Here is a 14,756-nt window from a genome sequence, read left to right on the forward strand (position 1 = left end):
TCCGGTGCCGCGTCCGGGATCGGCGGTGAACAGGTCGCGCAGCCGCACCTCGCCGAGTTCCTCGCGGTGCGCCGCCAGCGCGGTCCATTCGGGCGTCTGGTCGAGCCTGGTACGGCCGTCTGCGTTCATGTCGGACTTCAGCCTTCTTCCTTGTGTCCCAGCTGTCCCGGCTGTTTCCAACCTAATTGATCAGCGGTGGGGACGGTCGAAGGAGAAGGAAAGCCGAAGGGACGGAAAGCCGAAGGGGCGGACGACGGAAAGGAGACGGGAAGCGGCCGACGACGGACCGCTGTACCGCTGTGCTAGATCTCGCCCCGCAGCTTGGCGAGCGCCTCGGCGAGGATCGCCTCGCCGTCCGCGTCGCTGCGGCGTTCGCGGACGTACGCCAGGTGCGTCTTGTAGGGCTCGGTGCGCGGCGGGTCCGGCGGGTTGTCCCGGTCCTGTCCGGCGGGGAAACCGCAGCGCGGGCAGTCCCAGGTCTCGGGGACCTGTGCGTCGCTCGCGAAGCTCGGCTGCGTCTCGTGTCCGTTGGAGCACCAGAAGGAGATGCGCAGGCGCGGCGCGGACTCGCCACGCTCGGCCTCGCCCATCGGCCCCGCCCCGACCCGGCTTCCCCGGATCGCGTTGCCACTTGCCACGGTGTAACTCCCTGCGTGATGGTGCCGCGAAGCGAGTCGGCGTTTCGCTTCGCTGCGAGCGCCTCAGTCTACGTAAGGCCCAACGCGCGTCCAGTGGTTGGAGTTACAAGCTCCCGCACTCGGACGCAGGCCCCATGATAGGCCGCGCCTCGGGGCGCGTACCGGACATGGGGCCTTACGTGCGCAGTGCGTGCCGGGCAGGTCAGTTGTTGGCCTTCATCAGCATGGCGAGCACGATGATGCACGCGAACCACAGCACACCGACCACCACGGTGATCCGGTCGAGGTTGCGCTCGGCGACCGAGGAGCCGCCGACGGACGACTGCATGCCGCCACCGAACATGTCGGAGAGGCCGCCGCCCTTTCCCTTGTGCATCAGCACCAGCAGCATCAGCAGCAGGCTGAAGACGATCAGGGCGATCGAGAACCCCAAAACCACGGCTGGACCAACTTCCTCGGATTCTGACGGACGACGGGGGCACGGTGGCAACAGGCCACCATGCCCCCGCAAGGGTACGACGTATCGTCGCTACCGCCTACTCACCGGCGGGTCTACTGATCGCGGAAACGGACGATCTTGACGAACTCGTCCGGGTCCAGCGAGGCGCCGCCGACCAGGGCGCCGTCGATGTCGGGCTGCGCCATGATCTCGGCGACGTTCCCGGACTTGACGGAGCCGCCGTACTGGATGCGGACCTTGTCGGCCAGCTCCTGCGAGTACAGCTCGGCGATCTTGCCGCGGACGGCCGCGCAGACCTCCTGGGCGTCCTCGGCGCCGCAGACCTTGCCGGTGCCGATGGCCCAGACGGGCTCGTAGGCGATCACGACCGTCTCGGCCTGCTCGGCCGGGACGTCCTTGAGGCCGCCCTCGACCTGGGCGAGGGTGTGGGCGACGTGGTTGCCCGCCTCGCGGACCTCCAGCTCCTCGCCGACGCACAGGATCGGGGTCAGACCGTGCTTGTAGGCGGCCCTGACCTTGGCGTTGACCAGCTCGTCCGACTCCGCGTGGTACTGCCGGCGCTCGGAGTGACCGATCGCGACGTAGGTGCAGCGCAGCTTGGCGAGCATCGGGCCGGAGATCTCGCCGGTGTAGGCGCCGCCGTCGTGGGCGGAGACGTCCTGGGCGCCGTACTTGATCTTGAGCTTGTCGTGCTCGACCAGGGTCTGCACCGAGCGCAGGTCGGTGAAGGGGACCAGGACGGCGACCTCGACGGCGTCGTAGTCCTTGTCCGCGAGGGCGAAGGCGAGCTTCTGGACGTGGGCGATGGCCTCGAGGTGGTTGAGGTTCATCTTCCAGTTGCCCGCCATCAGCGGCGTGCGGGTGGTCATCGGGGTCAGTCCTCCAGTGCGGCGAGGCCGGGGAGCGTCTTGCCCTCGAGGTATTCGAGGGAGGCGCCGCCGCCGGTAGAGATGTGGCCGAATGCCTTTTCGTCGAAGCCGAGCGTACGCACGGCCGCGGCGGAGTCGCCGCCGCCGACCACGGTGAAGCCCGGGGCGTCGACGAGGGCCTGGGCGACCGCCTTGGTGCCCTCGGCGTAGTCGGGGTGCTCGAAGACGCCCATGGGGCCGTTCCAGAAGACGGTGGCCGCGTCGACGAGCTTCGAGGCGTAGAGCTTGCGGGTCTCGGGACCGATGTCCAGACCCTCCTGGTCGGCCGGGATGGCGTCCGCGGCGACGGTGGTGGGGTTGGCCGGGGCCTTGGTCTTCAGGTCCGGGAACTCCCGCGAGACCAGGACGTCGACGGGGAGGACCAGCTCGACACCGTTCTTCTCCGCGCGCTCGATGTACTCCTTGACGGCCGGGATCTGGTCCTCCTGGAGGAGGGAGATGCCGACCTCGTACCCCTTGGCCTTGAGGAAGGTGTACGCCATGCCGCCGCCGATGAGGAGCCGGTCGGCCTTGCCGAGCAGCTGGTCGATGACGGCGAGCTTGTCGGAGACCTTGGCGCCGCCGAGCGCGACCACGTAGGGGCGCTGGACGTCGTCGGTGAGCTTATTCAGGACGCCGACCTCGGTGGCGATGAGGTACCCGGCGTAGTGCGGGAGCCGCTTGGGCAGGTCGAAGACCGAGGCGTGCTTGCGGTGCACGGCGCCGAAGCCGTCGCCGACGTAGACGTCCGCGAGGCCGGCCAGCCTGTCGGCGAAGGCGGCGCGCTCGGCGTCGTCCTTGCTGGTCTCTCCGGCGTTGAAGCGCAGGTTCTCGACGACGGCCACCTGGCCGTCGGTGAGGCCGGCCACCGCGGACTCGGCGGAGGGGCCGACCGTGTCCTCGGCGAAGGCGACGTCGGCGCCGAGCAGTTCACCGAGGCGGGCGGCGGCCGGGGCGAGGGAGAAGGCCGGGTCCGGGGCGCCCTTGGGGCGGCCCAGGTGCGAGGCGACGATCACGCGCGCGCCCGCGTCGGCCAGGGCCTTGACGGTGGGCAGCACGGCGCGGATGCGGCCGTCGTCGGTGATGGTGGTGCCGTCCAGCGGCACGTTGAGGTCGGCGCGGACGAAGACGCGCTTGCCCGCGACGCCTTCGGAGAGCAGTTCGTCGATCGTCTTCATGCAGGGGGCTCCTGGGTTCTCGTGCTCGCTCGTGATCCTACGAGGGCTGGTCGCTGCGGACGCGACGCAGGGCCCGGGCAGCGCGACGTTGCGCTGCCCGAGCCCTGCCACCGCATTCGAGGTGCCGCTTGGGTCTGAGTCGATCAGAGCTGGTTGCCGACGAAGACCGTGAGGTCGACGAGGCGGTTGGAGTAGCCCCACTCGTTGTCGTACCAGCCGATGACCTTCACGTTCTTGCCGTCCTGGACCATGGTCAGGGACGAGTCGAAGGTGCAGGACGCCGGGGCGTTGACGATGTCCGAGGAGACGATCGGGTCCTCGGTGTACTCGATGATGCCCTTCAGCTCGCCCTCGGCGGCCTTCTGGAAGGCGGCGTTGATCTCTTCCTTGGTGACCTCGCGGGACAGCTCGAGGACGAGGTCGGTGACCGAGCCGGTGGGGACCGGGACGCGCATCGCGATGCCGTCCAGCTTGCCCTTGAGCTGCGGCAGGACCAGCGCGGTGGCCTTGGCGGCACCCGTGGTGGTCGGGATGATGTTCTCCGCGGCGGCACGGGCGCGGCGCAGGTCCTTGTGCGGGAAGTCCAGGATGCGCTGGTCGTTCGTGTACGCGTGGACCGTCGTCATCAGGCCCTTGACGATGCCGAAGTTCTCGTCGAGGACCTTGGCCATCGGCGCCACGCAGTTGGTGGTGCAGGAGGCGTTGGAGATGACGTGGTGGTTCGCCGGGTCGTACTTGTCCTGGTTGACGCCCATCACGATGGTGACGTCCTCGTCCTTGGCCGGGGCCGAGATGAGGACCTTCTTCGCGCCGCCCGCGATGTGCTTCTCGGCGTCGGCCTTCTTCGTGAAGATGCCGGTCGACTCGATCACGACGTCGACGCCCAGCTCGCCCCACGGGATGTCGGCGGGGTTGCGCTCGGCGAGGACCTTGATGGTCTTGTCGCCGACGGTGATGGTGTCCTCGGTGTGCGAGACCTCGTACGGGAGGCGCCCGAGGATGGTGTCGTACTTCAGCAGGTGGGCGGTGGTCGCGGTGTCACCCAGGTCGTTGACAGCCACGATCTCGATGTCTGCACCCTGCTCCAGCAGCGCGCGGAAGTAGTTACGACCGATGCGGCCAAAGCCGTTGATGCCTACGCGGATCGTCACGAACCGATCTCCTCGTTGGTACGCCGGCCCGATGTGCCGGCGAGCTGTATTTGGGATGTCCCCGACCACCTCCGACCCTACCTCTCCGAGGCGGCCGGGGTGACATCGAGACGCCCCATACCCGGCACGACGGTCCGTACCCGCCAGTAGGGGTACGGACCGTCCGGGTCCGGGGACCGATCACCCGTTTTCGCTACACGTGGTCGGTTCCCGGGGACCGCGTCGTCACTCGTCCAGGGCACGCAGCGCCTGTCGCACGAGCGCGGCCCGGTCGGCCGGCGCGGCGAGGTGCTCCAGGCCGAAGCCCAGCAGCACGGTGTCGTCGGTGGTGACCGCGCCGTAGGTCTGGAACAGGGTGCCGGTGCGGGTCCAGTCCTTCAGGACGGCGGGGCTGCCCGCGGGCGGCCCGGTGACCCGCCAGGCGCCGAGCGAGGTCTCGAAGCCCTCGGTGCCGGTCGCCGTGGAGCCGGTGACCAGCGAGGCCTCGTCGGCGAGGACGCCGCGTCCGCCGGTGCCGGGGTCGGTGACGTAGGCGAGGGACAGCTCGACGGACTTGCCGGCGTAGGCGCTCAGGTCGAACTCCACCTGCCGCCAGCCGCCGGAGGAACCGGTGAGGCTGTTCCACTGCCCGGTCGTGCCGGTCGCGGCGCAGCCGTCCTCGGACTGGGTCAGGTAGTGCTCCAGCCAGGGGTGGTCGCTGATGTAGAACCCGGCCTCGCACTCGGTGGGCACGGCGGTGCCGGTGGCGCCGTTCGCCTCGGGCAGCGTGGTCCAGTCGTCGGCGCCGGTGACGTGGGCCTCGACCAGGGCGTGGTCGTAGCCGCGCTCGGTGTCCCACAGCAGCTGGGTGCGCAGCGTGGGCCGGTCGGCGGCGGTGACACCGGTGAGGTCGACGGTGCGGGTGAGGCGCTTGTAGGCGTCGTCGGTGTGGACGGCGGCGACCATCCAGTCACCGGCGTAGGGCCCGTACGGGTTCACCGTGCCGGCGAACTCGCCGGCGCCCGCGCTCGCGAACTGCGGGTAGGTCGCGGGGTCCAGCTCGTCCGAGGTCACGCTGTAGGTCCCGGCGGTGTCCAGCGGATTGCCCGGGGCGGCGCCGAGCGCTCCGTCGGTTCCGGCGAGCTTGCCGGAACCGGTGAATCCGGTGGCGCCGGAGGTCGACGTGCGGGTGTAGGCGCCCAGGTAGTACTGGCTGAAGTCGTCGGACGGGGTGCCGTCGCCGAGGTCGACGCTGCCGCCGGCCCGCTCGCCCGCCTCGATCAGCCGGCCGCCCTCGTTGAGGAAGGCGCGCAGCTGGAGCTGGGTGGCGTTGCCCGGGGTCGCCGCGCCGGTGTAGTGGACGACGGTGTCGAAGTGGCCGAGGACGCCGAGCGCGTCGGGAGCGCCCTGGGTGGCGACGTCCCACACGGCGGCCCGCTCGCCGCCGGCCTCGAGCGCGTCCACGTACGTCTGCGTCTGCGTGGCCTTCGCGCCCTCCTCGGCGACGACGAGGACGTCCGCGCGGGGCCGCTCGGCGACCGTGTACGTGAAGTGCTCGCTGGAGACCTTCTTGCCCTGGCGCGTCTCGCCGGTGAACCAGACCTCGACCCTGTCGCCCGGGGCGCCGTCCTTGACCTCGGCCCGGTACTCGTCGAAGTAGAGGTTGTCCTCACCGCCGTACGTCTCGCCGCCCTGCCACGGCTTCAGCGCCATGTCGAGGACGCGTCCGCCGTTGACGCGGTACTTCAGCTCCTTGTCGCGCACCGCCTTGCGGACGACGACCGAGACCTCCTGGTCGGCGCCGCGCGAGTACGACGTGGTGAAGGGGGCCGGGGTGAAGTCGGCGGCGTCCAGGCCCACCGAGGAGGACGGCCGGTCCGGGTGGGCGGCGGTCTCGGCGACGGAGAGCGCGAACGGGACGTTCTTGGCGAACTCCTGCTGGATCAGCTTCTCGTCGTCCGGGAAGTTGAAGCCCGACCGGCAGTCCCGCGCGTTCCACTGGTCGTCGGGGTCCAGGTCGGACGCGGTCTGACAGGTCGACATCTCGGGGGTGAACATCGCCATGCCGTTGACGTTGGCCGCGTGGCCGTCCGCCTCGCCGTTGGTGGTGTACAGCTCCGAGGAGACCTGTGGGTGGTAGCCGGGGATCGCGGAGTTGTCCGGCGTGCCGGCGAGCGCCTTGTACAGGACGTCGTCCGGGGTGTTCGTGGCCACCTGCCAGCCGACGCCGTAGAGGAGCAGTTCGGCGGCGGAGTGGTAGTTGATGCCGTAGGTGAAGCCGATGCGCTTTTCGAAGGCGTCCAGCGCCTTGGTCTCGGGCTCGGAGCCCGGGCTCGCGCCGCGGTAGGTCTCGCTGGTGGGGTTGGGGGACGAGCCCTCGTCGTCGTAGCCCCACTTGTAGGCGAAGTTGCGGTTGAGGTCGACGCCGTCGCCGGTGCCGATGACACCGTCGCCGTTGACGTCGCGCAGGTTCTTGCGCCACAGGCGGTTGGCGGGGTCCTGGAAGGTGTAGTCGTAGCCGTCGGGGTTGGCCGACAGGACGAACCACAGTTCGGTGGAGTCGACGATCTTCTTGATCCGCCGGTCCTTCGCGTAGTTGTCCAGGTAGTGGTGCATCAGCCGCCGGGTCATCTCCGGGGTGATCCACTCGCGCGCGTGCTGGTTGGACATGTAGAGGACGGAGGGCCTGGAGCCGTCCTTCGACTTCTTGGCGTTCTTGGTGAGCTTGAGCGCCAGGATGTCCTGGCCCCTGACCGTCTTGCCGATGGAGACGACCTTGGTGAGGCCGGGGTTCTGCCGGGCGGTGCGGAGGATCTCCTCCCGGAGGCCGCCGCTGCCGCTGTAGGGGCGGAAGACGCCGTCGGCCGCGGCCTCGACGCGTTCCTCGGTCCGGGTGGAGAGGGTGTGCTCGGTGAGGTCGACGCCCTTCTTCTCCAGCTTCTCGGCCTGCCGGTCGGTGAGGTAGACCTCGACGGCGGCCGTTCCCTCGTCGGGAACCTGCTCGCCGAGTTCGTGGCCGTCCTGGCCGGCGGCCAGCAGCAGGGGTACCTGCTCCTGGGTGACGTCGGCGCGGAAGACCTTCACTTCGTCCGCGTCCGGGGTCCCCGGATCCGCGGGTCGTGCCTGGGCGATGGGTGCGAAGCTCGCTCCGCCGATCAGGAGCGCGCCGACAGCGAGGATCGATCTCGCTCTTCGTCTCATGAACCCCCCTAGCGTGGGTCCGCCACAGCAGCGAACAGATGCCAGGCTCATGACACCTCATGATCGAGTCAAGAGCGCGGTAAGGACACGCGGAAGCCGGTGCCGGTCACCCGAGCGGGCGCCGGCACCGACTGTCCGACGGCTCGTGCGGGGAGGGTCCCGTACGCGTGCGGAGGGTCTGTCCGTGTGCGGAAGGGCCCGTACGTGTGCGGGCGGTCGGTGCGGGCGGTCGGTGCGGGCGGTCGGTGCGGGCGGGGGGCCGTCGCCCCGCCTCCCGTCAGCCGACGAGGTTGTCGGCGAGCTCCTCGCCGAGGTTGGCCTCCGTGCCCGGGATGCCGAGGTCCGAGGCCCGCTTGTCGGCCATGGCCAGCAGGCGGCGGATGCGGCCGGCGACGGCGTCCTTGGTCAGCGGCGGGTCGGCGAGGGCGCCCAGCTCCTCCAGGGAGGCCTGCTTGTGTTCCATGCGCAGTCGGCCGGCGGCGGCGAGGTGCTCGGGCACGTCGTCGGCGAGGATCTCCAGGGCCCGCTGGACCCGGGCGCCGGCGGCGACGGCCGCGCGGGCCGAACGACGCAGGTTGGCGTCGTCGAAGTTGGCGAGGCGGTTGGCGGTGGCCCGCACCTCGCGGCGCATCCTCCGCTCCTCCCAGGCCAGCACCGACTCGTGGGCGCCGAGCCGGGTGAGCAGCGCGCCGATCGCGTCGCCGTCGCGGACGACGACCCGGTCCACGCCGCGCACCTCACGGGCCTTGGCGGCGATCGACAGCCGGCGAGCGGCGCCGACCAGGGCGAGGGCGGCCTCGGGGCCCGGGCAGGTCACCTCCAGGGAGGAGGAACGGCCGGGCTCGGTGAGCGAGCCGTGCGCCAGGAAGGCCCCGCGCCAGGCGGCCTCGGCGTCGCAGGTGGCCCCCGAGACCACCTGCGGCGGCAGGCCGCGGATCGGCCGGCCCCGGCCGTCCACCAGACCGGTCTGCCGGGCCAGCTGGTCACCGCCAGCGACCACCCGTACGACGTAGCGCGAGCCGCGGCGCAGCCCGCCCGGCGCCATCACGATCAGCTCGGAGCTGTGCCCGAAGATCTCCAGGATGTCCCGCTTGAGCCGGCGGGCCGCCATCGCGGTGTCCAGCTCCGCCTCGATCACGATGCGCCCGCTCACCAGGTGAAGGCCGCCGGCGAACCGCAGAACGGCGGAGACCTCCGCCTTCCTGCAGCAGGTCCGGGTGACGGGGAGCCGGGAGATCTCATCCTTCACCGCTGCCGTCATCGCCATGGGCCGATCCTTCCATGCATCCGAAAAATACGGTCGTACGCGGCGGCCAGCAGCTCCGGGTCGTGCCTCGGGGTCCCGTCGGTCCGGGCGACCGGAGCCAGTTCGACCGCGGCGCCGAACCGTTTCGCGGCGTCGGTGAGCGAGTCACGGTCGGGCACGGCGGCCTCGTCGGCCAGCACCACGTCCAGGGCGAGTTTAGGGGCGTGTCGTCCCAAAACCTCCAAATGACGCTGCGGGGAGAAGCCCTCGGTTTCTCCGGGCTGCGGGGCGAGGTTCAAGGAGAGCACCCGGCGCGCCTTCGTCTCGACCAGCGCGTCCAGCAGGTCGGGCACGAGCAGGTGCGGGATGACCGAGGAGAACCAGGAGCCGGGGCCGAGCACCACCCAGTCCGCGTCCAGGACGGCCTCGACCGCCTCGGGGACGGCGGGCGGGTCGTTCGGCACCAGGTGCACGGACTGCACCTCGCCGGGGGTCAGGGCGACGGTGGCCTGTCCCCGTACGGTGTCGACGTCCTCCGGGCGGTCCGGGTCGTGGCCCTTGACCAGGGCCTGGAGCTCCAGCGGGACGGCGGACATGGGCAGCACGCGTCCGTGCGCGCCGAGCAGCTTGCCGACCAGGTCGAGGGCCTGGACGTGGTCGCCGAGCTGCTCCCACAGGGCGACGATCAGCAGATTGCCGACCGCGTGCTCGTGCAGGTCGCCCTGGGACTGAAAGCGGTGCTGGATGACGCGGGCCCAGGTCTGGCCCCAGTCGTCGTCGCCGCACAACGCGGCGAGCGCCTTGCGCAGGTCGCCGGGCGGCAGGACGCCCAGCTCGTCGCGGAGCCGCCCGCTGGAACCGCCGTCGTCGGCCACGGTGACGACGGCGGTGAGGTCGCCGGTGATTCGGCGCAGTGCGGCGAGCGAGGCGGACAGGCCCATGCCGCCGCCGAGGGCGACGACCTTGGGCTGGGTGCCCCGGCGGCGCGGCTTGCCGCCGCGCGTCTGCTCGGGCCGGGCGGCGCGGGCGTCGGCGGATCTGCCGCCGCGCCCCTCGGGCATCACCCGGCGCAGCCTGCTCAGCCGCGGAGTACGTCGTGTCATTCCCGTCCCATGTCCCGGTGGACGACCACCGTCTCCACGCCCTCGGCGGCGAGCCGGGCGGCGAGCTTCTCCGACACGGCCACGGACCGGTGCTTGCCGCCGGTGCAGCCGACGGCGACGGTCACATAGCGCTTGCCCTCACGACGGTAGCCCGCGGCGATCAGCTGGAGCAGCTCGGCATAGCGGTCGAGGAACTCCTTGGCCCCCGGCTGGTTGAGGACGTACGACGACACCTCCTCGTTCAGGCCGGTGAACGGGCGCAGCTCCGGGACCCAGTGCGGGTTGGGCAGGAAGCGCATGTCCACGACCAGGTCGGCGTCGACCGGCAGGCCGTACTTGAAGCCGAAGGACATGACGGTGGCCCGCAGCTCGGGCTCCTCCTCGCCGGCGAACTGGGCGTCCATCTTGGCGCGCAGCTCGTGCACGTTGAGGCTGGAGGTGTCGATCACCAGGTCGGCGTCGCCGCGCAGCTCGCGCAGCAGTTCCCGCTCGGCGGCGATGCCGTCGACGATGCGGCCGTCGCCCTGGAGGGGGTGCGGGCGGCGCACCGACTCGAAGCGGCGCACCAGTGCCTCTTCGGAGGACTCCAGGAAGACGATCCGCCGGGTGACGCCGCGGGCGTCGAGGTCGGCGAGGGACTCGCGCAGGTTGTCGAAGAAGCGCCGGCCGCGGACGTCCACGACGACCGCGATCCGCGCCACGTTGCCCTGCGAGCGGGCGCCCAGCTCCACCATGGTGGGGATCAGCGCCGGCGGCAGGTTGTCGACGACGAACCAGCCGAGGTCCTCCAGGCACTTGGCGGCCGTCGAACGGCCGGCCCCGGACATGCCGGAGATGATCACCAGCTCGGGGATGGCCGCCTCGTGCGCCCCGGCTGTTTCCTTGGCCGTACTCACCTGTGCTCCGTTGTCCTGGCGTCCGTCGGGACGGGCCGTCTGCGGGTCCGCTCCCCCTCCGGCCGTGGCATGGGTCTGTTCTCGTCCCGTTGCGGGCTGTGCGTCGTGCTCGGTCATCTCTCCTGCCCCCGTCGTTCGTCCGGGGTGCCCGCGGGCACGGGCTCCCCCGGGACATCCTCCGTCGTCCCGGGTACCCCGTCGTCGTCTTCCATGATCTCTCCGGTCGCCGTGTTCACGGCGGGCGCGGCCGGGGTCGCCCGGGCGAGGGCCACGGCGACCGTCTCGGCCGTCTTGCGGCCTATGCCGGGTACCTCGCAGATCTGGTCGACCGTCGCCGACCGGAGCTTCTTCACCGAACCGAAGTGCTTGATCAGCGCCTGCCTGCGGGTCTCCCCCAGGCCGGGCACGTCGTCCAGGGGGCTCGACCGGAAGCGCTTGGCGCGTCTGGTGCGCTGATAGGTGATCGCGAACCGGTGGGCCTCGTCGCGGACCCGCTGGAGCAGGTACAGGCCCTCGCTGGTGCGGGGCAGCACGACCGGGTCGTCCTCGCGGGGCAGCCAGACCTCCTCCAGCCGCTTGGCGAGGCCGCAGACGGCGATGTCGTCGATGCCGAGCTCGTCCAGGGCCCGCTGGGCCGCCGCGACCTGCGGCTGCCCGCCGTCGACGACGACGAGCTGGGGCGGGTAGGCGAAGCGCTTGGGGCGGCCGTCCTCGTCCTTGAGGGTCTCGCCGTCGGGAAGCTCCTCGCCGTCCGCGTCCGCCCACTCGCCGGTCCGCTCCTTCTCGGCGAGGTAGCGCCGGAAGCGGCGGGTGATGACCTCGTGCATGGAACGGACGTCGTCCTGACCGCTGAATCCCTTGATCTGGAAACGGCGGTATTCGCTCTTGCGGGCCAGTCCGTCCTCGAAGACGACCATGGAGGCCACCACGTCGTCGCCCTGGAGGTGGGAGATGTCGTAGCACTCGATCCGGAGCGGGGCGCTGTCCAGGCCGAGGGCGTCGGCGATCTCCTCCAGGGCGCGCGAGCGCGTGGTCAGGTCGGAGGCACGCTTGGTCTTGTGCAGCACGAGCGCCTGCTGGGCGTTGCGCCGGACGGTCTCCATGAGCGCCTTCTTGTCGCCGCGCTGCGGGACGCGCAGCGACACGCCCGAGCCGCGGCGGTCGGTGAGCCACTGCTGCACCGGCTCGACGGGCTCGGGCAGGGCCGGGACCAGGACCTCCTTGGGGACGGCGTCGCCCTTCTCCTCGCCGTAGAGCTGCTGGAGGGCGTGCTCGACGAGGGCGCCGGTGGTGATGTCCTCCACCTTGTCGGTGACCCAGCCGCGCTGCCCGCGCACGCGCCCGCCGCGGACGTGGAAGATCTGGACGGCCGCCTCCAGCTCGTCCTCGGCGACGGCGATCAGGTCGGCGTCGGTGGCGTCGGCGAGCACGACCGCGCTCTTCTCCATGGCCTTCTTCAGGGCCCCGATGTCGTCGCGCAGACGGGCCGCCCGCTCGTACTCCATGTCCTCGGCCGCCTCGGCCATCTGCTTCTCCAGGCGGCGCAGATACGTGCCCGTGCGGCCGGCCATGAAGTCGCAGAACTCCTCCGCGAGCTCCCGGTGGTCCTCTGCGGAGATCCGCTCGACGCACGGCGCGGTGCACTTGCCGATGTAGCCGAGCAGGCAGGGGCGGCCGGTGCGGGCGGCGTTCCTGAAGACACCGGCCGAGCAGGTGCGCACCGGGAAGACGCGCAGCAGGAGGTCGACCGTGTCGCGGATCGCCCACGCGTGCGTGTACGGCCCGAAGTAGCGCACGCCCTTCTTCTTGTGGCCGCGCATCACCTGCACGCGCGGGAACTCCTCGTTCATCGTCACCGCGAGGTAGGGGTAGCTCTTGTCGTCGCGGTACTTGACGTTGAAGCGGGGGTCGTACTCCTTGATCCAGGAGTACTCCAGCTGCAGGGCCTCGACCTCCGTGGACACCACCGTCCACTCCACCGACGCGGCGGTGGTGACCATGCTGCGGGTGCGGGGGTGGAGGTTCGCCAGGTCCTGGAAGTAGTTCGCCAGGCGCTGGCGCAGGCTCTTCGCCTTCCCGACGTAGATCACCCGACGGTGCTCGTCACGGAACCTGTACACCCCCGGGGAGTCCGGGATCTCTCCCGGCCTGGGGCGGTAGCTGGAGGGGTCGGCCATGACTCACACCCTACTGGCGGGGACCGACAGTCCGGCGGGCTGTGGACGACGGACACGGCCGCCTGTGGACAACCCGCGGCCCGGCCTCGCGGGAGGCCGTCCGGGGACCGCCCGGGGACCGTCCGGGGCCGGTCGGTCACGCCCGGTGGCCCCCGGGAGGCGGACCGGTGCGTTCTCGGCCAGGTGTGCGCCGCGGACCGGCTCCAGGTGTTGTCGGGACCGGACCGACACGCTTCAATGCGGGGGAACTCGGGGCCCTGAAGCCGCGGCGTACGGATGTGAGGACCTCCCCTGCGCCGCGACCGGGGGCGGGCCCCGGCGGATCCACGCCGAACGGCCCGACCAGCCGTTGTGAACATTCACAGAAAGGCCCCTGCATGCCGCACGCCACACAGCACGCGGACGCCGACATCGCGGACGTCGTCACCTCGGGCGCCGGCACCGCGGCACTCGACTCGGCGTTGCGCGGCGGCCCGTTCCACGTCGCCCTGCGCGCCGCGATCGCCGCCCGCGGACTGCCGTTGCAGCGCGTCCAGCACCATCTGTCGCGGCACGGGGTGAGGGTGGGCGTCACGAGCCTGAGCTACTGGCAGCAGGGCGCCCGGCGGCCGCAGCGGCCGGAGTCGCTGCGGGCCGTGCGAGCTCTGGAGGAGATACTCCAGCTGCCCGAGGAGTCGCTGATACGCCTGCTCGCCGAGACCGGCGAGCAGGCGTCGGCACAGCGGCCCCCGGTGCGTTCCTACCGGGCCCGGGAGGAGGCCTCGGGCGTCCTGCACCGGCTGCTGGGCGAACTCGGCCGGCCGTCCGCGGACGACGGGCTGCACACCCTCGGGCACCACGAACGGGTCCGGATCGGAGCCCGGCGCGAGCTGGCGGGGCGCGAGTCGCACCACATCGTCCGCGCCCACCGGGACGGCGTCGACCGCTTCGTCGCCGTCCACCACGGCGACCCGGGGTGCGCCCCCGCGCGGATGACCGTCCACGCGCTGGAGAACTGCCGCACGGGGCGCGTCCGCACCCACCACGACACCGGTGTGCTGGTGACGGAACTGCTCTTCGGCACCCGCCTGCGGGCCGGGGACACCTATCTCTTCCGCTACGGCGTCGAGGACGGCACCGCGGGCGTGTCGCACGAGTACGTCCGCGCGTTCGGCGCGGCGGGCGGGCAGTACGCGCTCCAGGTGGGGTTCGACGCGGCGGCCACGCCCGTGCGCTGCCGGCGGTTCGCGCAGCACTCGGCGGCGGCGCCGCGCGGCGGCCTGCGGGACCTGGCCATGAGCGGACCGCACCACTCGGTGCACCTCGTCGAGGCGCGGGTGCGGCCGGGCATGCTGGGGATCGCCTGGGACTGGGAGTGAGCGGGCGCCGCCGGCCCGTACGCGGTCAGGCCTCGGGGCTCGCGACGATCCGGCCCTGCCGCACGTCGACGCGCAGTTCCACGAGCGCCACGGTCGCCGGTGCGTGCAGCACCTCGCCGGTGCGGGCGTCGAACTCGCTGCCGTGGCAGGGGCAGACGAGCTTGGTCCCCTCCAGCTTCCTGATGGGGCACCCCGCGTGCGTGCAGATCGTGCTGTAGGCCTTCATGGAACCGTCGTCCGCACGGCTCACCACCACGTTCTGGTCCCGGTAGAGCTTGACGGTGCCCTTGGCCACCTCGCCGTCCGCCCCGAGGTCGACGGGTGCGGTCGGCTGTGCGGCCGCACCGTCGTCGCCCGGTGAACAGGCGGCCGAACCGAGCCCGACGACGGGCGTGAGGGCCGCCGAGCGCAGGACGGTACGACGGCTCGGGGCGGGGCGGCCGGGCATGGGGATCTCCACT

At 71.4% G+C, this 14,756-nt stretch carries 12 protein-coding genes; 1 reads left to right on the plus strand and 11 read right to left on the minus strand.

Translation table 11 applies throughout. From position 1 onward, the window contains the following. Window positions 1-302: 302 nt before the first annotated feature. The 10 genes from JHAT_RS15080 to uvrC all read right to left on the minus strand — a co-directional run bounded on the left by JHAT_RS15080 (window position 303) and on the right by uvrC (window position 12,937). Complete coding sequence (locus JHAT_RS15080; protein WP_007448238.1) at window positions 303-590, minus strand: RNA polymerase-binding protein RbpA; 288 nt, start codon at window positions 588-590, stop codon at window positions 303-305. Window positions 591-840: 250 nt separating this feature from the next. Beyond that, window positions 841-1,077, minus strand: a complete 237-nt coding sequence (gene secG, locus JHAT_RS15085) for a preprotein translocase subunit SecG (RefSeq protein ID WP_077798683.1) — start codon at window positions 1,075-1,077, stop codon at window positions 841-843. Window positions 1,078-1,190: 113 nt separating this feature from the next. After that, window positions 1,191-1,967 (minus strand): triose-phosphate isomerase, encoded by a 777-nt coding sequence (gene tpiA / locus JHAT_RS15090; protein ID WP_077798684.1) that lies wholly within the window; start codon window positions 1,965-1,967, stop codon window positions 1,191-1,193. A 5-nt stretch (window positions 1,968-1,972) separates the two neighbouring features. Further along, entirely contained in the window at window positions 1,973-3,184 is a 1,212-nt protein-coding gene (locus JHAT_RS15095) for a phosphoglycerate kinase (protein WP_077798685.1), read from the minus strand. 143 nt (window positions 3,185-3,327) lie between these two features. Then, window positions 3,328-4,335: a type I glyceraldehyde-3-phosphate dehydrogenase gene (gene gap / locus JHAT_RS15100; RefSeq protein WP_077798686.1), complete on the minus strand. Its 1,008-nt coding sequence runs from the start codon at window positions 4,333-4,335 to the stop codon at window positions 3,328-3,330. 225 nt (window positions 4,336-4,560) lie between these two features. Continuing rightward, entirely contained in the window at window positions 4,561-7,515 is a 2,955-nt protein-coding gene (locus tag JHAT_RS15105; RefSeq protein ID WP_077798687.1) for a M14 family metallopeptidase, read from the minus strand. A gap of 277 nt (window positions 7,516-7,792) precedes the next feature. Beyond that, complete coding sequence (whiA, locus tag JHAT_RS15110) at window positions 7,793-8,782, minus strand: DNA-binding protein WhiA (RefSeq protein WP_077798688.1); 990 nt, start codon at window positions 8,780-8,782, stop codon at window positions 7,793-7,795. Further along, window positions 8,773-9,864, minus strand: a complete 1,092-nt coding sequence (gene yvcK / locus JHAT_RS15115; RefSeq protein ID WP_077798689.1) for a uridine diphosphate-N-acetylglucosamine-binding protein YvcK — start codon at window positions 9,862-9,864, stop codon at window positions 8,773-8,775. Before yvcK ends, whiA begins: the two co-directional genes overlap by 10 nt. Next, window positions 9,861-10,877, minus strand: a complete 1,017-nt coding sequence (rapZ, locus tag JHAT_RS15120) for an RNase adapter RapZ (RefSeq protein WP_077798690.1) — start codon at window positions 10,875-10,877, stop codon at window positions 9,861-9,863. Before rapZ ends, yvcK begins: the two co-directional genes overlap by 4 nt. Beyond that, a complete protein-coding gene (gene uvrC, locus JHAT_RS15125) occupies window positions 10,874-12,937 on the minus strand; it encodes an excinuclease ABC subunit UvrC (RefSeq protein WP_077798691.1) in 2,064 nt (687 codons plus the stop codon). Before uvrC ends, rapZ begins: the two co-directional genes overlap by 4 nt. Before the next feature lie 377 nt (window positions 12,938-13,314). Between uvrC and JHAT_RS15130 the strand changes: the two genes are divergently transcribed. Further along, complete coding sequence (locus JHAT_RS15130; RefSeq protein WP_077798692.1) at window positions 13,315-14,295, plus strand: hypothetical protein; 981 nt, start codon at window positions 13,315-13,317, stop codon at window positions 14,293-14,295. Between the two features lie 25 nt (window positions 14,296-14,320). On the opposite strand, the gene JHAT_RS15135 is transcribed toward JHAT_RS15130, so the two are convergent. Continuing rightward, window positions 14,321-14,743, minus strand: coding sequence for a Rieske (2Fe-2S) protein (locus JHAT_RS15135; RefSeq protein ID WP_077798693.1), 423 nt, complete (start codon window positions 14,741-14,743; stop codon window positions 14,321-14,323). Between the last annotated feature and the right edge of the window lie 13 nt (window positions 14,744-14,756).

It is taken from the genome of Streptomyces sp. JHA26 (genome assembly GCF_002005565.1).
Lineage (GTDB): Bacteria > Actinomycetota > Actinomycetes > Streptomycetales > Streptomycetaceae > Streptomyces.